Source organism: Brevibacillus sp. HB1.3 (assembly GCF_013186635.1).
GTDB lineage: Bacteria > Bacillota > Bacilli > Brevibacillales > Brevibacillaceae > Brevibacillus > Brevibacillus brevis_D.
On sequence record NZ_JABMIT010000001.1, the window covers coordinates 171,145 to 191,851 of the forward strand.

21 protein-coding genes are annotated in these 20,707 nt (G+C 45.3%); 15 read left to right on the forward strand and 6 right to left on the reverse strand.

Annotated features, from left to right (window positions below):
- Positions 1-25 precede the first annotated feature (25 nt).
- Entirely contained in the window at positions 26-793 is a 768-nt protein-coding gene (sleB, locus tag HPY31_RS00895; RefSeq protein ID WP_172137730.1) for a spore cortex-lytic enzyme, read from the reverse strand.
- A gap of 149 nt (positions 794-942) precedes the next feature.
- Between sleB and HPY31_RS00900 the strand changes: the two genes are divergently transcribed.
- Both HPY31_RS00900 and HPY31_RS00905 read left to right on the forward strand, forming a co-directional pair.
- Positions 943-2,571: a thiamine pyrophosphate-binding protein gene (locus HPY31_RS00900; RefSeq protein ID WP_172137732.1), complete on the forward strand. Its 1,629-nt coding sequence runs from the start codon at positions 943-945 to the stop codon at positions 2,569-2,571.
- A gap of 75 nt (positions 2,572-2,646) precedes the next feature.
- Complete coding sequence (locus HPY31_RS00905) at positions 2,647-2,988, forward strand: Asp23/Gls24 family envelope stress response protein (RefSeq protein WP_172137734.1); 342 nt, start codon at positions 2,647-2,649, stop codon at positions 2,986-2,988.
- Between the two features lie 46 nt (positions 2,989-3,034).
- On the opposite strand, the gene ftsW is transcribed toward HPY31_RS00905, so the two are convergent.
- Complete coding sequence (gene ftsW, locus HPY31_RS00910) at positions 3,035-4,204, reverse strand: putative lipid II flippase FtsW (protein ID WP_016739852.1); 1,170 nt, start codon at positions 4,202-4,204, stop codon at positions 3,035-3,037.
- A 66-nt stretch (positions 4,205-4,270) separates the two neighbouring features.
- Complete coding sequence (locus tag HPY31_RS00915) at positions 4,271-4,615, reverse strand: YugN family protein (RefSeq protein ID WP_012685963.1); 345 nt, start codon at positions 4,613-4,615, stop codon at positions 4,271-4,273.
- Between the two features lie 152 nt (positions 4,616-4,767).
- On the opposite strand from HPY31_RS00915, the gene HPY31_RS00920 reads away from it, so the two are divergent.
- Positions 4,768-5,208: a CBS domain-containing protein gene (locus tag HPY31_RS00920; RefSeq protein WP_012685964.1), complete on the forward strand. Its 441-nt coding sequence runs from the start codon at positions 4,768-4,770 to the stop codon at positions 5,206-5,208.
- A 114-nt stretch (positions 5,209-5,322) separates the two neighbouring features.
- A complete protein-coding gene (locus HPY31_RS00925; protein WP_172137736.1) occupies positions 5,323-6,360 on the forward strand; it encodes a MerR family transcriptional regulator in 1,038 nt (345 codons plus the stop codon).
- A gap of 257 nt (positions 6,361-6,617) precedes the next feature.
- On the opposite strand, the gene HPY31_RS00930 is transcribed toward HPY31_RS00925, so the two are convergent.
- Positions 6,618-7,256 (reverse strand): hypothetical protein, encoded by a 639-nt coding sequence (locus tag HPY31_RS00930; protein WP_172137738.1) that lies wholly within the window; start codon positions 7,254-7,256, stop codon positions 6,618-6,620.
- Positions 7,257-7,366: 110 nt separating this feature from the next.
- Here HPY31_RS00930 and HPY31_RS00935 point away from each other — a divergent pair, with 110 nt between their 5' ends.
- The 11 genes from HPY31_RS00935 to HPY31_RS00985 all read left to right on the forward strand — a co-directional run bounded on the left by HPY31_RS00935 (position 7,367) and on the right by HPY31_RS00985 (position 18,617).
- The gene (locus HPY31_RS00935) at positions 7,367-8,077 is read left to right on the forward strand and encodes a thermonuclease family protein (RefSeq protein WP_172137740.1); all 711 of its coding nucleotides are present in this window, start codon (positions 7,367-7,369) and stop codon (positions 8,075-8,077) included.
- A 207-nt stretch (positions 8,078-8,284) separates the two neighbouring features.
- Positions 8,285-9,994 (forward strand): methyl-accepting chemotaxis protein, encoded by a 1,710-nt coding sequence (locus HPY31_RS00940; RefSeq protein WP_253901638.1) that lies wholly within the window; start codon positions 8,285-8,287, stop codon positions 9,992-9,994.
- A 24-nt stretch (positions 9,995-10,018) separates the two neighbouring features.
- Complete coding sequence (locus tag HPY31_RS00945; RefSeq protein ID WP_172137742.1) at positions 10,019-12,466, forward strand: EAL domain-containing protein; 2,448 nt, start codon at positions 10,019-10,021, stop codon at positions 12,464-12,466.
- A 42-nt stretch (positions 12,467-12,508) separates the two neighbouring features.
- Positions 12,509-14,959 (forward strand): EAL domain-containing protein, encoded by a 2,451-nt coding sequence (locus tag HPY31_RS00950; protein ID WP_172137744.1) that lies wholly within the window; start codon positions 12,509-12,511, stop codon positions 14,957-14,959.
- A 140-nt stretch (positions 14,960-15,099) separates the two neighbouring features.
- Positions 15,100-15,303 (forward strand): copper chaperone CopZ, encoded by a 204-nt coding sequence (gene copZ, locus HPY31_RS00955; RefSeq protein WP_172137746.1) that lies wholly within the window; start codon positions 15,100-15,102, stop codon positions 15,301-15,303.
- 102 nt (positions 15,304-15,405) lie between these two features.
- Positions 15,406-16,032 carry an NAD(P)/FAD-dependent oxidoreductase gene (locus HPY31_RS00960; RefSeq protein ID WP_172137748.1) on the forward strand — a complete coding sequence of 209 codons (627 nt, stop codon included), beginning with the start codon at positions 15,406-15,408 and terminating at the stop codon, positions 16,030-16,032.
- A 36-nt stretch (positions 16,033-16,068) separates the two neighbouring features.
- The gene (locus HPY31_RS00965) at positions 16,069-16,392 is read left to right on the forward strand and encodes a metal-sensitive transcriptional regulator (RefSeq protein ID WP_305793566.1); all 324 of its coding nucleotides are present in this window, start codon (positions 16,069-16,071) and stop codon (positions 16,390-16,392) included.
- A gap of 131 nt (positions 16,393-16,523) precedes the next feature.
- Entirely contained in the window at positions 16,524-17,396 is an 873-nt protein-coding gene (locus HPY31_RS00970; protein ID WP_172138859.1) for a cupredoxin domain-containing protein, read from the forward strand.
- 133 nt (positions 17,397-17,529) lie between these two features.
- Positions 17,530-17,757 carry a spore coat associated protein CotJA gene (locus tag HPY31_RS00975; RefSeq protein WP_016739863.1) on the forward strand — a complete coding sequence of 76 codons (228 nt, stop codon included), beginning with the start codon at positions 17,530-17,532 and terminating at the stop codon, positions 17,755-17,757.
- Positions 17,754-18,026: a spore coat protein CotJB gene (locus HPY31_RS00980; RefSeq protein WP_064199847.1), complete on the forward strand. Its 273-nt coding sequence runs from the start codon at positions 17,754-17,756 to the stop codon at positions 18,024-18,026. Before HPY31_RS00975 ends, HPY31_RS00980 begins: the two co-directional genes overlap by 4 nt.
- A 21-nt stretch (positions 18,027-18,047) precedes the next feature.
- Positions 18,048-18,617, forward strand: a complete 570-nt coding sequence (locus HPY31_RS00985; protein WP_012685975.1) for a manganese catalase family protein — start codon at positions 18,048-18,050, stop codon at positions 18,615-18,617.
- Between the two features lie 38 nt (positions 18,618-18,655).
- Here the strand turns inward: HPY31_RS00985 and HPY31_RS00990 are convergent, their stop codons facing one another.
- Together HPY31_RS00990 and HPY31_RS00995 are read right to left on the reverse strand one after the other, a co-directional pair.
- Positions 18,656-19,771 (reverse strand): copper amine oxidase N-terminal domain-containing protein, encoded by a 1,116-nt coding sequence (locus HPY31_RS00990; RefSeq protein WP_253901680.1) that lies wholly within the window; start codon positions 19,769-19,771, stop codon positions 18,656-18,658.
- A gap of 76 nt (positions 19,772-19,847) precedes the next feature.
- On the reverse strand, positions 19,848-20,663 hold the full coding sequence (locus tag HPY31_RS00995; protein ID WP_172137752.1) for a copper amine oxidase N-terminal domain-containing protein: 816 nt from the start codon (positions 20,661-20,663) through the stop codon (positions 19,848-19,850).
- Positions 20,664-20,707: the final 44 nt, after the last annotated feature.

The following is a 20,707-nucleotide window of genomic DNA, read 5'->3' on the forward strand; positions in this document are numbered from 1 at the left end:
CGTGCCTGTTTTTTTAAATGGAGTGCTAGCGGCAAAAAATGTGTCTGCCGATCTTTTTAATTTGAGGGCGGCTCCAAATCCAACCGGATGTAGCTGTATCCGGGTTGAAATAATAAATAGCTCCATCTGTTGGGTCCCAACCTTTGAGCGCGTCATTCACTGCTTTTTTTGCCTGCTCGTTCGGTGTTAGCCAAATCTGACCATCCGCAACAGCCGTAAAAGCCCGAGGTTCGAAGATAACGCCCGCTGGTGTATTGGGAAAGGACGCGTTTTTCGTCCGGTTTAGAATAACAGCCGCCACTGCCACTTGGCCAATGTAGGGCTCTCCACGCGATTCTCCGTACACGGCATTCGCCATCAGACGCAGGTCGTTCTCCGATATTCCGGCTACATGATACGTAGGCTTAGAAGGCGCAGAAGGAGTCGATGGTGCAGGGGTTGCGGTTTGTGGCACCCCGAGATCAGAAGCAGTGGGCTTATAATTTTTCGTTGCGTTGTACAGCTTTACTTTCGTTTGCGCACCAAGGACACCGTCTATGGGTAAGCCAAACTCATACTGAAAGTTACGTAGCGCCCAATAAGAACGCCACCCGAATACGCCGTCTACTTTTCCTGTATAAAATCCAAGGTGCTTCAAGCGATACTGCATCTCACGCACGTCTGAGCCTTCTTCTCCTACTTTAACGATCTGCTTGCTGAATGCATCTGAGCGTAAGGGAGATACCATAACCGCCGTTGTAACGAGAAGTGCGAATACTACTACAGCTAGCAGCCATTTGACAGGCTGTTTCATTTCTTACCCTCCTTCGGGTATGGATTTGAATATCAGTTGATTATTGTTAGGTTCTCCAACTTCCGTCATTTTGGCCTTAGTAAAATATTGGAGAATGCGTAGACTACGAGTACATGTATTTGAACTTTGTCCTGGAAGGGGAAGATTTGATGCAGGTCGCGCAATATTTGACGGAACAATTGATTCGTTGGGGAGTAAAACGAATATATGGGGTGGCAGGTGACGGAATCTTTGCCTGGCTGGATCAGATCGCGAAGCAATCCGACATCCAATACGTTGCTTGCAAGCATGAATCTGCTGCGGCCATGATGGCAAGTGCGGAAGCAAAGCTGACAGGAAATCCAGCTGTTTGTACCGCGACAATGGGGCCGGGTTTCGTCAATCTGCTGAATGGACTTGCAGATGCGCATACGGATCGTGTACCCGTCATTGCGATTACAGGTCAAGTGGAGACATATAAGCTGGGTGGAGCCTACAAGCAGTTTGTCTCTCAAGAAGACATGATACGTCCCATCAGTTTTTATTCGACGACGATTACGCATCCAGATGCGATCCAAAGTGTTCTGCACAAAGCATTTGTCACGGCTATGCAGCAAAAAGGAGTAACACATCTCGCCATTTGCAAGGACGTCTTTACCCAAACGACTTCAGAGGCTGTCCTTGCAGCACTTCCACGCATTCCACATGCCATATATCCGGATCGGATGGAGATTGAGCTCTCAGCCGAGCAGGTTGCAAAGGCACAAAAGCCTGTCGTTCTACTTGGAATCGGTGCCCGCAAGTCGGCAGATTTGTGTGTAAAGCTAGCGGAACAGCTAGGGGCAGGCGTGTTGCTGTCGCTCGGAGCAAAAGGGACGATAGAGGAATCACATCCACTTGTGATTGGCGGATGGGGAGAGGGGGGCAGCGAAACAGCTTTACATGCTTTAGCGGAAGCCGATTTGTTGCTCATTTTGGGAGCCAGCTGGTTCCCTCGCGCCTTTTTACCCAAGAAACTTTCCGTCATTCAAGTAGATCATCAGCCTGGATCGATACATGCACATCCCTACCTCCAGTCTGTCACGGCTGAATTGGACGATGTCCTGCCGATCTGGATGAGACGTTTGCAATCGCGCAGACAGGATGATGCGTGGCAGGAACAAATCAAGCGTTGGCATGGCGAGTTTGGCGAGGAGACAGAGCAAGCTGTTATTCAACAAGCGAGTGAACAAGTAAAGCCACAAACCTTGATGCATACGCTTGGGGGAGTGGTCAATGAAGATGCGATTATCGTCCTGGATACAGGTGAGCACACGATCTGGTTTAATCGTGCGTTCCGTGGGAAAAAACAGACCCCACTCTTTTCAGGAAAGTGGCGAACAATGGGATTCGGGTTGCCTGCGGCTGTAGCTGCAAAGCTAACCTATCCTGAGAAGCAGGTCGTCTGCATTGCCGGGGATGGAGGATTGCAAATGAATCTGGCGGAATTGATGACAGCGGCCCAACTCCAGCTTCCGATTGTAATTCTCGTGGTAAACAATGGGACATTAGGATTGGAAGAGGTCAAAATGAGTCAGGCGGGCTTGACCCCTTTTGGAGTGAAATTGCATAATCCAGATTTTCAACAATTGGCGAAAGCTTGCGGGATCAGTGGCAAGGTTGTTAAAGAGGTACAAGCTCTGGAGCCTGTATTGCGAGAGGCGCTTGCTGCAGATCAGTTGACACTCGTTGACATTCATTGCACATCTCCGACACTAACGGAGAGAAAAAAACAAATTTCCTTCCAAGCCCAAGCATGATTTGTTTATAATGAAAGAAAAGGCAAATGAAATCAGTGGGGGAAGAACGAAACGGGCGAAGAGGAGGGCGTCCTGATGGCTGACAGGCTTGGCGAAATCCGAGTGGCAGATCAGGTAATCGCAATCATTGCTGGCGTTGCTGTAGAAGAAGTGTTGGAAGTCACAGTCCGTTCAGGCGGAATTTATCAAGATTTGGCGAAAAAGCTGAATGGCGGCGCGAAAGGCATTACCGTATCCGTAATAGAAGACAGGGTCACCATTGACATGCGTGTGTCCGTCCGTTATGGGGCGCAGATTCATCACGTCTGTCATGTCCTACAGGAAAAAGTAAAAGAAGCCGTGGAAACATTGACAGGTCTTTATGTAGAAGCCGTGAATGTACGAGTGGAAACAATCGAATTCCTTCGAAATGAGTAAGAAAAAAGGGATACTGGACTCATCCGGTATCCCTTATGCTTGTTTTTTACATGGCGTATGGCTGTTTTTGTAATTGCTCTTCTACCTTCTGGCGACTGACTTCCCGCGATATACTGAGCAAAAAGCCTGTGGCAAGCAGACATACGAGTAAGGAGGAACCACCATAGCTGATAAACGGCAATGGTACACCTGTCAATGGAATCAAACCCGTTACTCCGCCAATGTTTAAGATCGCCTGAATGGCGAACATGCTGACCACACCGATTCCTGCGAGACTGGCAAAGGTGTCTTTTACGCGCAGACAAATATGGATGCCACGCAGCAGGAAAAGCAAGAAAATCAAGAGGAACACAGAGGCACCGATAAAGCCAAGCTCTTCTGTCATGATTGAGAAAATAAAATCGGTATGCCTCTCGGGCAAATACAAATACTTTTGAATGCTTTTTCCAAAGCCTGTCCCAGTGAGGCCGCCATGTGCAATCGCAATCCAGGATTGAATAATATTGTAGCCAGTGCCACTCATATCACTCCATGGATCGAGGTAGGATGAAATCCGATTCAAGGCATGGGGTTTTGCTGTGATGTATACCAAAAGTGCAACGGTCACAGCTGGTGCACCTAGACCGACCAGTTGACGAATTCTGGCCCCACCGCAGATCATGACAATCAAAGCGCACCCGAGCAGGATGGCAGCAGAACCGAGGTCAGGCTGGACGACAATCATCATAAAAAACATCCCCGTTACCATCAGTGGGGGCATCAATCCAGATTTCAGCTTTTGTATTCCGTTCCCTTTTTTGGAGATGATCGCTGCCAAGTACAGAATAAGACCAAGCTTGGCAAACTCCGCAGGCTGAATAGTTGCAGAACCGATTTCAAACCATGATCGAGCTCCGTTCACTTCCTTACCAATACCCGGAACAAGAACCAGGAGCAAAGAAAAGAAGCTGACGATCGCAATCAATAAGAAGTTTCTCTTATAAAAGGAGAAGGGAATGTTCATGGCCACCAGCATCCCAACGACACCGAGCAGCAAGAAAACGGATTGACGCTTCACGAAATAAAGCTCATCTCCGCCACAGTAATCACATCCTCCGCTTGTAAAGCTCGTCAACGCGAAAATGGAGCTGGAGCTGAGCACCATGGTTATCCCAAACCCAACAAGTAGGGCGGTCAAAAACAGGAGCAAGAAGTCAGGTACGCCCCTCGTCTTCATAAAAAATACCCCCCTCTACGTGAAACAGAGAGGGGATTCCTCTCTGTACACTGTGCATTTCATTTTTTAGTGTGAGGACAGCTTTTCACCCAGCATTTGCAGCTTCAACTTCGCTGTTTTTACAACGGAGTCTGGCATTGGGTAATCGTAATCCAGCCCGTGTGGGAAAAGGTGTTTGCCCATGTAAGGATCTTCGAGCTTCAGTACTGCGTGCGTATCCTCAAGCTTGCCTTGCGTCACGTTCGCTTCGATGCGCAGGTAGAAGACGTTGCCTTTATCTTGGATTTTATAATCGTATGTAGCATGCTTGTAATCCCAAGCGCCGCGATCAAAGCCGAGTTCGCTCATATAATGCTCCAGATCGGCGAAAAAGACTTCTTTCGTGCCAATACCCGTGTCCTTAATGACCATTCTTTTTCCTCCTAAAAATGGGTGAGATATTCACTCATTTAATCATAGTCTGTTTTTGGAAGAAGCGCAATATATCATACTCTTTCTTGCGAATGAAACGATAGGGGAGCGGACAAACTACAATCGTTGATTAGCAAAAGGAGGAGAATGAAATGGCAAAGCTGGAAAATCGTACCCTACGTGAAATTATGACAAAAGATGTCGCTACTGTGACGCTTAAGGATAATGTGTATGAAGTGGCTTGCAAAATGCGCGATTGGAATGTAGGGGTCATTCCGGTTGTGGATGAAAAAGAAGATGTGATCGGTGTCATTACAGACCGCGATATTGTGATTCGCGGTTTGGCTGAAAAACATGAAGGATCGACTGCCACCGAGGTGGTCATGACCCGAGACATTATTCTTGGTCAGCCGGGAATGACGGTTGATGAAGCTGCAAGGGTTATGGCCCAGCATCAAATTCGTCGTCTGCCCGTTGTCGAGCATGGCAAGCTGGTTGGAATTGTGGCGTTGGCAGATATGGCTGTTCGTCAAGTCCATCACGATGAGGCGAGTGATGCTCTCCAACAAATTTCTGAGCCAGCGCCACATTAATCAGATAGAAATCAGCTGTCGGGAGGAATCCGGCAGCTTTTTTTCTTTCTGTCTGTACATTCACGCTGCGTCAAGGTTTATGATAAGGAAAGAATGAAACAGGGAGAGAGTTCCATGCAAATCAAAGACATGGCCCATCGCTTGCAAATAACCCCGCGTGCGATTCGATATTATGAAGAAAAAGGGCTGATCAAGCCATCGAAAGCAGATGCGTCCGGGTATCGCCAGTTCACGGAGGAAGATGTCTGGAGACTGCAAACCATCATTACCCTGCGCGAGGTCGGGATGGCGGTAGAAGACATACGGGAGCTTCTGATTCATATGAAAGATCAGGAAGGCACTCTTCTCCATTATTTAGAGCTGCAGCGTTCGTTTATGTATACAAGGTGGGTAGAAATGAGCAAGGTCATCCAAACGACAGAAGCGATGATTGAGCGGGTAAAGGGTAGGGAATCGATTGATCCAGCAGAGCTGTTTACATTGGCAGAGGCGAACAAGCGATTGAAGCAGACGCGGGATAACTGGGTGGATCGATGGAATTTTAATGAATGGGCGGAATGCTACGACGAGTGGGTACATGGCGGGAATGGTCATGAATCGTACGAAAACGTACTGGATGAGGTGGTAGCAGCCGTTGCAGTCAAACCAGGAGAGTGCGGCTTGGATGCTGGAACGGGAACTGGAAACCTCGCTGGGCGTCTCGTGAAAAAAGGAGCCAAGATGAGCGGGTTCGACCAATCTCCGCAAATGCTGAAGCAATGCAGACAAAAACACGCGGAGGTCGAGACGAAGCTGGGAACCTTTTTCGCCTTTCCGTTTCTAGAAAATCGGTTTGACTTTGTGGCTACGAGTTACGCCCTGCACCATTTGACGGATGATCAAAAGCAGCTTGCCTTGGCGGAATGTCGCCGCGTATTAAAACCAGGGGGACGGTTGGTTATTGCCGATTTGATGTTTGAGGATCAGACGCATAGACAAGCTCATCTTGAAGCCCTAGAGGAAGCAGGACAGACGAAAGTGATAGCAGATATTCAGGACCGCTGTTATGCAGATCGCTCCCGATTGCTACAGGAGCTTGTTCATCTTGGTTTTACGAATGAAGTAAGACAGCTAGGTACTTATACGCATTTGATCTTGTCTACATGTTCGTAGTACATTTTTTCGAACACGAATTTCACTTTTGGGCTCTTCCAACTACTGACACGTGTCTAGCCTTTTGCATAGGCTGTAACGAGAAGGAAAGGAGGACTCCACCATGGGTCTGTTCGACGGTTTTTTTGATCGCGAAAACGAGGAATTTATATGGATTATTATTGTCGTGGTCGTCCTGTTGTTCTTGTTTAGTGCCGATCGTGATTAAAATCTGGACGTATAGACAAAACGACCTTGGGCGAAGGTCGTTTTTTTCGTTACACAAAATGGACTTCTCTATCCAAAACATGCTCGCGCGGTGGCAGTTCCCGTGGCAATGCGTAGGGGGTCAAGGAGAAGCCAACACTATCGAGTTGATCAGGAAGGGCAGGGCTGACCATAAACTGCAGGGAGATTTTTCCCTCAGAGCCGCGCGCTCCGTTTTTGCGTACATGGTGCTCCTGTGAGCTTTTGATTTCAAGCATGAGATGTGGGCGTAGCATACCAATGTCTTCATAATCAGTCAATCCTGATTTTATCTCGACATGAACGATGCTCAAATTCTTGTGTTGCATGGCATGTGTCAATGTGTAGGTAAAACCATCAAGCACAGTTGTTTTCATAATAGGCAGCACACCGATCAATTCACCGTATTTATCAGGGAACACGGGCCTTATTTCAGAATTTAATGTGTGCAGAAACCAACCAAGTTCAGCTTCATCCATACCGTATTTCTCAGCCCATTCCTGTCGGATTTCCTGGGGTGGGGTTAATCTTTTCCCGTTTGCAAGCATTTTTCGCTCACGAAGTAGCTGAAGAATACTTTCGTCGATTTTTTTACATTCGTCGTTGTACTGGTTTGGTACAAGTTGAAATTCAGCCCAACCCATCAAAAATCGCTCCCTTTTCATTTTCATTATTTTACCAAAAACCTTGATTGTTTGTACTTTTTTCTCTCCTATTGACCTGCGCGGGCAAATCCACTACGCTGGAAAACAATGCAACATAGAAGAGGAGAAGGAAGTTTATGAGACGATTTGCTATGTATCTGCTCGCACTTACTCTTTTGCTAACAGCATGTGGAGCGTCCGGCCAACCAGAAGCCAACGGAGAGATGGATGCTGTGATCAAACGAGTGGTTGATGGGGATACATTCGAGCTGGATAGCGGAGAAAAAGTCCGTATGATTGGCGTAGATACCCCGGAGACAGTGAAGCCCAACCATCCAGTCGAACCGTATGGGAAAGAAGCGAGCAATTACTCCAAAGAGCTTTTAACGGGCAAAAAGGTTAAGCTGAAGTTCGATGTTGAGCCCTATGACAAATACAAGCGTTTGCTTGCTTACGTATATTTGGAAGACGGTACCTTTGTCAATGAAAAGCTCGTTCGTGACGGCTACGCCCGGATCATGACAATCCCACCGAATGTAGCCCAAGCCGAGCTGTTCTTGGCAGCAGAGCGGGAGGCGCGGGAGCAGAATCGCGGATTGTGGGCTTTAGAAGGGAAGCAGGAAGAGGCTCCTAAGGAAAAAGCCAAGCCAAAAAAACAGTCCAATAACAATAAAGCAGCAGACACTGCACCACCAGAAGGCAAGACGATCAAGGGCAATATCAATAGCAAGGGCGAGAAAATCTATCACGTTCCTGGCTCCGCTAGCTATGAGCAAACAAATGCGGAGACGTGGTTTGCGACGGAGGAAGAAGCGCAGCAAGCAGGTTTTCGAGCGCCAAAACGATAAGACATGTAAGGAACTTGAGCCTCATAAATGGAAACGCAAGCCTCGTCTGCTTTGGCAGTCGGGGCTTTTTCCTTGGAAATGTTACAGAACGATGTTTTATGATAAAAAAGGTCAAAAGTCCTATATAAAATGCCGTTATATAAGAGAAAGGGATTATGAAACAACTCGCATTTTTCACAGAAAGAAGAAATCATTCGTAGAATTACGATGGAGGAAACAACTATTATGAAGTTGACGGTAAGGAGAAAGCTTCTTTTAGGATTTTTGGCCGTGTTATTACTTTTAGTGGCAGTAGCAGGAATTGGTTTTTCTCAGATTTCTTCCATCGATTCCCGTTATGGGAGGATAATTGAAGACAGAATCCACAAGGAGATGTTGTCCAAGGACATTATTGCTAGTGTCAGTGAACGACAAAAGTATGCAAGAGGATATGTCATCGTAGGCGATGACAGCTACCTGACAGGATATTCAAAAGCAAATGACCGTTATAAAGAGCTCACAGCAGAACTATTCCGTTTGGGCATGATTTCTGAAGGGCAAAAGCTCGTCACAGAGATGAACGAGCTACATGCCCAACACGAGGAAATTATCGATCGGGTTGTCGCGTTAAAACAACAAAACAAGGTAGAAGAGTACACGCGCTTGGTCAAGGATGAATGTACGCCAGTCGGCGAATTGTTTATTCAAAAAGCCCAGGAATTTGTTGCTCTCGAACAGAAGCTCTTGGAACAAGATTTAGTGGAGTTGGAAAGCGGTATTCAATCTACGAAGCTCCTGGTTGTTTTGCTTAGCGCGCTGGCGCTTCTCACAGGAGTCGGTATCGCCTTCATGATTGGACGTGCCATTTCTCATCCCGTTTTACTGATCACGCAGGCCGCAGAACAAATTGCCGCAGGGAACTTGGCACAAGCAGATATTTCGATCAAGAATCGTGACGAAATCGGCGAACTTGCCCGCCATTTTAGCCAAATGAAGCACAATTTGCAAGATTTATTAGAACGAGTCTCCTTCCATTCACAACAAGTAACCGCATCCTCCGAGGAATTGACAGCCGGCTCCGAATTAACACGTCAGACAGCAGAGCACGTATCCCAATCGATCCAAGGTATTGCAGCAGGTGCTGAGCAGCAAGTAAATGATGCTGAACATGCCACACAGCTTGCTGTGAGCATCTCGCAGGTTATGCAGCAAGTATCAACGAGTATGGAGCATGCGATCAGCTCATCCGTTGAAGCGAACAAAACAGCAACGGAAGGTAATGAAGTGGTTGCCAAATCAATCGAACAAATGAATGAGATTAATGAAAGAGTGAGCTCTTCTACCGAAGTGGTCAATATGCTCGGCGAAAAATCAAAAGAAGTTGGCTCAATCGTTTCGATTATTACGGAAATCGCGAGTCAAACGAATTTATTGGCGTTGAACGCAGCGATTGAAGCGGCGAGAGCGGGAGAACAGGGAAGAGGATTTGCGGTCGTCGCAGATGAAGTTCGCAAATTAGCAGAGCAATCCGCGCAAGCCGCTTCGCAGATCGCTTCCATCATCGGGGATATTCAAAGGGATACGGAAAAGGCGATTCACGTCATGAGTCAAGGGGACGTAGCTGTTCAAGAAGGAGTCATCATGATCGAACAAGCTGGGGTTGCCTTCCATAAAATTTTGGGGGTAGTAGACGAAGTCTCGAAAAGAACACAAGAAATGTCGGGACAAATCAATAAAGCCAATGACGGAACGGTTTCCGTTGTGGAATTTATAGAGGGAATTGCGCATGTTTCAAGAATGGCAGCGGAAAACACGCAAAGCGTAGTTGCTTCTGTACAAGAACAAACAGCTTCTATGGAACAGATTACAACCGCTTCTAGCACACTCGCCGAAATGGCAGAAGAGCTACAGCATTCCATCCAGAAGTTTCAATTGTAATGCGAAAACAGGCGGGGGTGCCATGTGTTTAATCATATCAGAGATGTAAAGTATGCATTATCTGCATTGGAAGAGTCATCTGTTATTTCGATAACAGATGAAAAAGGAATCATCACCTACGTCAATCACAACTTCTGTCAAATATCCAAGTTTAGTAGAGAGGAATTGATCGGAAAGAACCATAACATCGTCGATTCAGGTTTCCACCCGCGAAACTATTTTAAATTGCTATGGGATACCATCAGCCGAGGAAAAGTATGGAAAGGTGAGATGAAAAACCGGGCAAAGGATGGGACGGAATATTGGCTTAACATGACATTAGTTCCGTTCATGAACGATAGTGGATTCCTTTATCAGTATGTAGCAATCGGGACGGACATCACGAAACGAAAGCTGATGGAAGAGTCTCTTTCAAAAACGATGAAGGACTTGCACGATATCAAAAATGCACTGGATGAATCTTCGATTGTAGCGATTACAGACGACAAAGGCGTCATTACTTATGTAAATGACAAGTTTTGTGAAATCTCCAGATACGAAGTGGATGAACTAGTTGGAAATACACATCGGGTCATTAACTCTCGCTATCATTCCAAATCGTTTTTTAAATTGATGTGGGAAACGATCAAGCAAGGACGTGTCTGGAAGGGTGAAGTGAAGAATCGCGCCAAAGATGGCACTGAATACTGGATGAATACGACCATCGTGCCATTTCTGGACGACCGGGGGGTTCCGTATCAATATGTTTCAATCCGTACAGACATTACCGACCGGATTGAAGCAGAGGCAGCTTTGGCAGAAGCCTTGCAGAACGATTTTCGCAGGACGGTCCAAAACTTGCAAAACTGTGTGTTCAAGATCGTGACAGATCAGAAAGGGAACATCACGTATACCTTGTGTGAAGGGAAAATTGCCGAAGAGCTCGGGCTAACATCTGAGAGGATGTTGAGAAAAACGTCGTATGAAATCTTTCCTTATGAGGTAGCGGAGCAAATGGAAAGTTATTTTCGCAGAGCATTTGCTGGAGAGTCTGTCACCTTCGAACTAAAACTATCCGGAAATGATTATTACATTACGTTGTCACCTATTGAGGAACACGGAGAAATCGTGGAAATGGTAGGCTCCATGATTGACATCACTGAGCGAAAAAAGGCGGAAGAAACGATTCGCTACATGGCTCATTACGATTCCTTGACCAACCTGCCTAATCGAACGCTTTTTCATGAAAAACTCGCAGAGGCGATGTTCAAAGCAAAACAAAAAGATGAGAAAATCGGCGTTATGTTCATCGATTTGGATCGATTTAAAAACATCAATGACACGCTTGGTCACTCCATTGGGGATGTCCTTTTACAAGCAGTAGCAAATCGTCTTCTTTGTTGTTTGCGAAAAGAAGATTCTGTTTCTCGACTGGGTGGAGATGAGTTCGCCATTTTTCTCACTGGTGTCACACACAGGGAGGTTGGAGAAATTGCGCAACGTATCATCACGAGCATGTCCGAATCGATTACGTTAGACCATATCGAAATCTTTATCACACCAAGTATCGGCATCAGCATGTATCCAGATGATGGAGACGATATTGAAGCGCTACTGAAGCATGCAGACGCTGCCATGTATTTGGCAAAAGAGCAAGGGAAAAATAATTATCAATTTTTCTCGGAGGAGCTGCATCAGGTTTTAGCGAAAAAACTACAGCTTGAAAGAGAGCTGCGAAAAGCTTTGGATGAGAAACAGTTTACGCTGCACTACCAACCGAAGATTCATTTGCAGACGGGCCAGATTATTGGCATGGAGGCGTTGATTCGTTGGGACCATCCAGACCTTGGTCTCATTCCGCCTATTCAATTTATTCCGATCGCAGAAGAAACAGGCTTAATTGTACCGCTTGGAGAATGGGTAATGCGAACGGCTTGCCAACAGACAAAAGCGTGGCAGGAAGCAGGCTTTTCACAGCTGGCTGTTGCGGTCAATATATCCTTACGCCAATTTATGCAAAACAATCTCATTGAGATGATTACCTCGATCCTTGAAGAAACGGGGTTAGCACCGCAATACTTGGAGCTGGAAATCACGGAAAGCATGGCGTTAAATGTAGACTATACGATTCGGATTTTGAATCGCTTGAAAGGTCTCGGGATTAGCATCAGTATCGATGATTTCGGGACGGGCTACAGTTCTTTGAGCTATCTGAGTCAATTTCCGATCGATCGGCTCAAAATCGACCAATCCTTTCTCCGGAATTTGAATCCACAGAATCAAGCGATTATTAAAACGATCATCCATATGGCACATAACATGAAAATTGCTGTTATTGCAGAGGGTGTAGAAACACATGAACATGTTGATTTTCTAAAGGAACAATTGTGTAATGAAGTGCAAGGGTATTTTTACAGTAAACCGCTGCCCACGAAAGAAATCGATTCCTTCTTGCAGGTAAATCGTTATGGTGAGTCAGGCAGCATGGTTTAAGGGAGACCATCGAGATTAACAAAAGGAAAGCGGTGAAGGAGCTTGGATCACCAGATACATGGGACGTATGATAGTTTCCTTGTGATACTATCTTATTTAATCGCGGTTGCAGCTTCTTTTTCTGCTCTCAACCTGGCAGCCAGAGTGAGTAAAAGTAAAGGGAAGCATCAGCTACTCTGGTTGATGTTTGGTGCCACAACGATGGGGCTTGGAATATGGTCCATGCATTTTGTCGGAATGCTGGCACTTACCCTCCCCATAAAGGTTCTGTATGACATGGAGTATGTCATTCTATCCGTCATCCTTGCCATTTTCGTCTCAAGCATAGCCTTGTTTACCATCACGAAACGCAACTTACATGCGAGACAGCTAGGTATCGCGGGAATTCTTATGGCTGCTGGAATATCTGGGATGCACTACGTTGGAATGGCCGCGATGATGATCGAAATTGCATACGATACAAGGATTGTCATCTTCTCCATTATGATCGCAGCGACGGCTTCGGCAGCGGCACTTTGGCTCTTGTTTTACTTTCGCCGTGATCAGTCGAAATACGCGTATGTATACAAATTGGGCAGCTCACTCATTATGGGGGCCGCAATCGCGGGTATGCATTACACCGGGATGGATGCAGCGCATTTCTACGGAACGGAACAGCCGACAAAACAAGTGGGGACGCAGATTGAACCGGAGAGCTTGGCCTATATCATTGTCTTGGCCACTTTTTTACTGATCGGCATTACATTGTTCGGCTTGTTTATCAACAAACGTCTCACGCAAAAAGATACGGTCATTCAGGAAAGTGAAAGCTGGTATCGTTCCCTTTATAAAAATAATGAGTACGGCATTATTTCCTTAGATACAGGTGGATGTATTATCAAAATGAACCCAGCTGTCACGAAGATTGGCGGACTGCGGGAGGAAGAATTCCTCAACCAGCATGTATCGAAAATTCGCATGCATATTGTTGAGGAGCAAAGGGAACTCACAAAAGATTCTTTTGCCCAGTCTTTTACGCCCAATCGAAATAATTTTGAGACGACCATCTCTCATCCGAACGGAAATCGCGTAGAGTTGAGTGTACTCAATGTCCCGGTTGAGATTGAGGGAGAAGTGGTGGGGAATCACATCATTGTGAAGGATATTACCGAAGAGAATCGCGTGAAAGAAAAAATCAGGTATTTGGCCTATCACGATGAGCTGACCGACTTACCGAACCGAAGAAAGTTTAATCAAGTTCTTCATCAATCCATTGAAAAAAGCAGCCAAGATTCATCGAGCTTTGCCGTCATGGTTATCGACATCGATCGTTTCAAAATGATCAATGATTCCTTGGGGCACTCCTATGGCGATATCTTTTTGCAGGGGGTCAGCGACAGAATTTCAAAGAGTGCGAAAGGGTACCACGCAACAATTGCCCGGATGGGTGGAGATGAATTTACCATCCTCTGCGAAACAGGAGCGGATCGCAGGGAAGCAGCGAGTTTAGCCGATAAGATCATTGATGCATTGAAACAGCCATTCACGCTAAAAGACAGTGAATTTTACATATCTGCAAGTATTGGAACGGCGATATTCCCTGACCACGGCACGGATGCTGTCGCGTTGCTCAAAAAAGCGGATACAGCTATGTACGAGGTGAAAAAACAGGGAAAAAATGGTCATCTCTTCTACACGACTGATTTTGACGCCCAATTGCTAGAAAATATTGAAATAGAACGTGATCTCAGAAAAGCAATTGAACGAAAAGAGCTGGTGGTATACTACCAACCTCAATTTCATTCGGAAAGTAATCGTATGATCGGAGTGGAGGCACTGGTCAGGTGGAATCATCCAACCAAAGGGATGCTTTCACCAGGAATGTTTATCCCTATTGCTGAAGAAACAGGGTTGATCTATGAGATCGGTACATGGGTGCTTCGGGAAGCGTGCAGGCAAATGAAGCAGTGGCATGATAAAGGGGGGCCGTTGATACCCGTCTCTGTCAATTTGTCCTCCCATCAATTCCATCAACGGAACCTGGTCCAGTACATCAAAAATATTCTCGAGGAAACCAAGCTTGCCCCGCACTTTTTGGAATTGGAAATCACGGAGAGCATGATGATGGACCCGGCAGTATCAATCAGCATCCTTCATGAGTTAAACAAAATCGGAACGAGAATCAGCTTGGATGATTTTGGAACCGGTTACAGCTCATTGAGCTATTTGAAAAAGTTCCCGATCCACAAGCTAAAGATTGACCGTTCCTTCATAACAGACCTGTCTCGAAATGATAACGATAAAGCCATTGTGGCCACTATCATCTCGATGGCGAAGCATCTGAAATTGGATGTAATCGCAGAAGGCATTGAAACGAAGGATCAGTTGGATATTTTGACAGAAAATCATTGCAAGGAAATTCAAGGGTACTATTACAGTCGCCCATTATCTGCGAATGAGGTGGAGCGAGCGTTTTTTGTTCCGATAAGAACGCATTTCAGCCAAGAAGCGTAAGCAAAACTCCCTGTCTTTTATCGATGGGGAGTTTTTTTACAGGTACATAGCAGGAAAAATAAAATTGGGTATTGTATACCATACAGGGGTATTGTAAAATGTAATCAAGTTAAGCTTCCCAAAACAAAGGAGGATGTAAAATGAATGTCACTTTGAACGTACAGGGAATGTCCTGCAATCACTGCGTCATCTCCATAGAAGGTGCTCTTCAAAAACTAGACGGGGTTAGCAAAGCAACGGTAAGCCTTGCTGACAATCAGGTAAGCGTGACTTTTGATGAAGCCGTTGTTTCGCTGGACAATGTGAAAGAGACGATTGAAGATCAAGGATACGATGTCGTTTAAGCGAAAGTTGCGGGAAAGGCTGTGATTGTAGAATTGCAGCCTTTCTTATCCTTATTGATTGACTGAATATTACGAATTCAATCACTCTAGGAGGAATGCCTTTTGAAGCGTGTACAGTTTGCCGTAAGTCCAGAAATTCGTGTCGGCGGTTCTGTGCTTACTCCAGCAGATATGGTGGTGATCGGTCAAATCGTTGGCGAGGATGCGCAAATTGAACTATCGATCTTTCAGCAGCTGATTGTCGAGATGAATGAAGAGAAGGCTGGGGATGCCAAAAAAGCGCTGCGTGAAAAAGGCTTACGCGTGTACGAAACGGGCTCTGTTGTGAAGAATTTGTCTGTCTGCTCTTTTTGCAAAGGAGCAGAGATTGAAGGGCTTGAGGCAGCGAGAAATTTGAATGATACGATTGCAGGGATGGCCGTTCCTTTTACGATGAGAGTTGGTTATACGGGCTGTCCCAATGCCTGTGGAGAGCCGTTGGTAAAAGATATCGGGATCGTCAAGCGAAAAGAAACCTTTGAAATCTACGTCGGAGGCCAATCGAAAACAATGGAGGCCAGAACAGCCGAGCTCCTTGTCGAGCAGGTGAAGGAAGAACAATTATCCTATATCGTCGAAAGCATCATTACACTGTATCAGACGCAAGGGAAAAAGAGAGAGAAGTTTTTCAAGTTTGTCGAGCGATATGGATTGGAAAATGTCCGAAAAGAATTGGGGCTATCTTCCTGACAGGTGTTTGCGAGGCAGAGTAGAGGAGGAATCGTATTGTCAAGTGCAGAATTGAACATTGTACAGTCTTGTCATACGTCTGATCGAAACAGTCATCATTCGGAAAAAACCAAGCAAAACTTGCAGGCGCGACTCAATCGGATTGAGGGACAGATTCGCGGGATTAAAGGCATGGTGGAGAAGGATGCTTATTGTGATGATGTCTTGAATCAAATAGCTGCGGTACAATCTGCCTTAAATTCAGTGGGACGTATTCTTTTAGAAGGACATATGAAATCCTGTGTGATAGAACGCATCCAAGAAGGGGACAGCGCAGTCATTGACGAGCTGTTAGCCACGATGAATAAGCTGATGAAATAAAAGCTTCAGATAATGTATGAGCCCTCTCGACAGTAGTCAGAGGGTTTTCGCGTTCGTTTTGTCCTATTTAGTTGGCGTAGGACATACTTTACAAGGAGGGAAATATACTCGGGGGTGGTATCTTGAGCGCGGTGTATCAGATCCTGATCTACGTCGGTTTCGCTTACGTTTGCTTCACATGGTTTATCTGGCGACGAAAGCAGGGTATCGATCATATGCAAGGCATGATGAGCACGATGTCTGTCAGTATGACGATTGGCTTGATCGGAGGGTTGATCTTCGGCGATGTTTACAGGGGAGATCTATATGTATCCACCATGTGGGGAATGCTGGCAGGTGGATTGTCTGGTTTTCTGCTAGGAGTTCCTCTGTCGATCCTGAGTATTGTAGAAGGAATCTTATCGGGCATCATGGGCGGGATGATGGGTGCCATGCTGGGAGAGATGGTACCCAGTGAAAAGGTAGAGTCTCTCCTGTTTGTTTTCGTCATGCTCTTTACCGTATGTATGCTGCTCGTTGCCAAGCTAATTGATTTTCATAAAAAAGAAACGAAGTGGTCCTCCTTTTTTCATCATCCAAGCACTCCAGCTGTGTTGCTCCTCGCTATCTTCTTCTGGTATCAATCATTACCGTTTCCATCCCCGGCTCTTTATGCTGGTGATCGCACGACAGAAATCAACCTCACAGCCGTCGACTTTTCCTATAAACCGAACCAATTTACCGTTAAAAAAGATACGGAGATCAAAGTCGTCTTTCAAAATGAAGGCAATGTAGAGCACGATATTCAGGTTGTTTCTTATGGGAAAATTGTAACCATTTCAGATTCAAGCAGCGAACATCATCATGGAGGAATGGCTGAGGGTGTTGTACATTTGCACGCCAAACCGGGAGAGTCTGTTGAAACAGTGTGGAAGGCATTGGAGGAAGGAACCTACGAATTTTATTGTACGATCCCGGGACACAAGGAAAGCGGTATGATTGGGAGTTTGCAAGTGACGGGTTGAAGCAAAAGGGGAAGAGAATGCCTTTCTTTTGCGAGAGGTTTTTCTTTTGGGGGTAGCAATCACGCCTACTGGGTGGGCTGCATAGTGTAGTCATGAAGGAACAGACATTGCAAGTTGGAGGAGGATATTGGCATTGCATTCGCAAACACGCGATTACTTTCCGTACGTTGGTCCCTTCGATCCTTGTCCGCCAATTCGGGTGAAGACGTACCAGGTCCCCCCTCAGCTGTTCATGACGTTTCAGCCGGAGAACTTACCACAATATAGCCCGATGGAAGCGTTGAGATTAGGTACGTTATGGCCGGCACTTTTTAGCCCCTATGATCCCAGACTGAGTCATTTGGGGAGGGGGCACGCATGACAGCTGAAAATAGATTTGGCGACGAACAATATTACGCATTGCTTGAACAGCTACAAGCGATCGATTTTGTACTGGTAGAGCTCAATCTTTATTTAGATACTCATCCAACCGATCAGAATGCGCTTCAGCAGTTCAATGATTTAACGGAGCAACGCTGGGTTTTGGCAAACGAATATGAGAAATTGTACGGGCCTCTGCAAAATCTTGGCCGTAGCTATTCAGGCTATCCGTGGCAGTGGAATGATGATCCATGGCCTTGGCAAGTTTAGAAGAGAGGGATAACGAAACCGATGTGGATCTATGAAAAAAAACTGCAGTATCCGGTTCGTGTCAGTAAGTGCGATGTGAGAATGGCGAAATATTTGATTGAACAATACGGAGGGGCGGATGGAGAGCTGGCAGCCGCTCTGCGCTATATGAACCAGCGATATACGATCCCGAATAAAGTGGTCGGATTATTAACGGATATCGCTACCGAAGAGTTTGCGCATCTCGAAATGATTGCCACGATGGTGTATAAGCTGACCAAAGACGCGACTGTGGAAGAGCTGAAGGAAGCGGGACTGGGTGAGCATTACGCCAACCATGATCGTGCACTCTTTTACAACAATGCCAGTGGTGTGCCGTGGACGGCAGCCTATATAGCTGCCAAGGGCGATCCCATAGCCGACCTTTACGAGGATATTGCAGCGGAAGAAAAAGCCCGCGCGACGTATCAATGGCTAATTGACATGACCGATGATGTTGATTTGCAGGACAGCTTGAAGTTTTTACGGGAGCGGGAAGTCGTTCACTCTATGCGTTTTCGCGAGGCTGTAGAGATTTTGAAGGAAGAGCAGAATGCGAAGAAGATATTTTGAGGGTGAAAAAAGAGAGCTGGTGGGCTCTCTTTTTGTTTCTATGGCTGTTGCTGTTCAAAGGCTGGCGGAACAACTATGATGGATTTTTTTCCTCGATTTTGTGCAAAAAACACATGACATTCCAACATTTCCGCGACGTCTCGTAACGGTACAACCAGAATGGTGTTATTGTACAGCTTCGCTTTTGCAGGGACAGGGATTGGCTGACCATTTAGCACAAAGCGATCGCCGCCAACTGGAATTTTTAGCGTGTTATAGTTATCTTGGATAAGTGTTGCGGTTTGTGTAGAATCGTCCCATTGGATAGTTACTCCAAGTATATCTGCTAGTTCTCGAAGGGAAACATAAGTGACATTGTTTTCGGCAAATACTTGTTGAACAAGCTTTTTGTTATCCACTGTTATACTCATTGAAGTGTTTTCTTTATATGGTGCAGAGTCTTTGTGGTTATACAGTATATCAATAACTTCAATGTGATTGTAATTTATTTGTGATTTAATAGAATCTATCCGTATTTTGAAAGTCGCTCTTGCAAATTCTCCCGGTTCTAACTTCGAAGACGAAATCTCATAAGAGTGGGTAGCTTCGGGATGGAACTGAGCTTCGCCATCTATATCTCTTAATAAGAGTCCTGTGTACTCGAAAGTAGCTGTTGCCTCTCCTTGATTTAGTAACAGGGCCTCTATGATGTACGTTTCATCTATTAGTTCAGTATACAGTATTGTTGTTTTGATGTTTGATCTCTGTTCTGCTTTCTTCCCTAATGTAAATGTATACGTTGGCTTAAAATCAACCCCTTCATTTGGATGCGTAAATTCAGGAGTTATTTCAAAGATGACTATTTCGAAATTATCGAAATGGTCATCGTCTGGCTCCAAATTAGCGGATTCAAAGTATGTAGGTTTCAAACTGATTTTTTGCCCTTGTTTACTGAATAGATCAATGCTTCCTTTAAGGTTGATAAGTTCATATTCACTGACATTTCCCCAACGCAAGAAAGCTGACGCTTTTCGACTTCCATCTGGTCTTTTTTCGAATGTTAAATCAGTCAATTCAAATTGTAAAGGATTCTTCTCCAATGATGCCAAGGAAACTGGAACTGAAGCAAAGAAAATAAAAAAGGTCAAAGCAAGGCACGTAAAAAGTCTCACCATTTTCACCAACTCAAATCACCCCAAGATTGAAAATATCATGTTAGAAAAGCATTCAGTAAAGAAGGCTTTTCCCTTCTCATCTATAAAGAAGATCATTCGGAATGACGACGATGGTTTTCTGACCCCCTTTATGTTCAAAAACAACATAGTAATCCAGCATTTCTACAATATCTCGTAAAGGTACAACCAGGGTGGTGTTATTGTACAGCTTCGCTTTTCCCGACACAGTAGTTTCGCGACCTTGATCAATAAAGCGATCACTGCCAACCGGTATGACTATTTGTCTATCGTATTCCATGAAGTTGTCTCTCAGGATGAGCGTTGCCGTTTGGGTAGGATCATTCCACTGGATCGTAGCACCAAGAACGTCGGCTAACTCGCGAAGGGAAACATAAGTGACATCATTTTCAACAACGTTTTGTTGCACAAGCTTTTTATTATTTACGGTCACAGTCACTGCTGAGTCGTCTTTATAAGGAGCAGAGTTATCGCGGAGAATCAAAATACTAATTTTTCTGATGTCATTTATGTTTTTAAACCTAGAATCAATAAAATCTAAGGGCAGTTCAAATTTTGCTTCTACAAAATGTCCCGGCTCTAGCTTCAACGATGAATTGATAACAGTGTGGCTAGTTTCGGGGTAGAAGTGGTCCATTCCGTTTTTGCCCGCAAATGAGAGACCTGCGTAGCTAAAATTTGTAGCGGTTGCTTCACCTAGATTAAGTAATAGGGCATAAATAAAAAACGTGTTGTTGTCCTCTGATCTTCCATAAATCATTGAATCTACAATGACATTTGCCTTGAGTTCTGCCCCTTCAGACTCTGGAACTGAAGCAAAGAAAATAAAAAAGATTGCAAGAAAGCACGCTAAAAGTCTAACCATTTTCACCATTTCAAATCACCCCAAGATTGAAAATAACATGCTGGAAAAGCCCT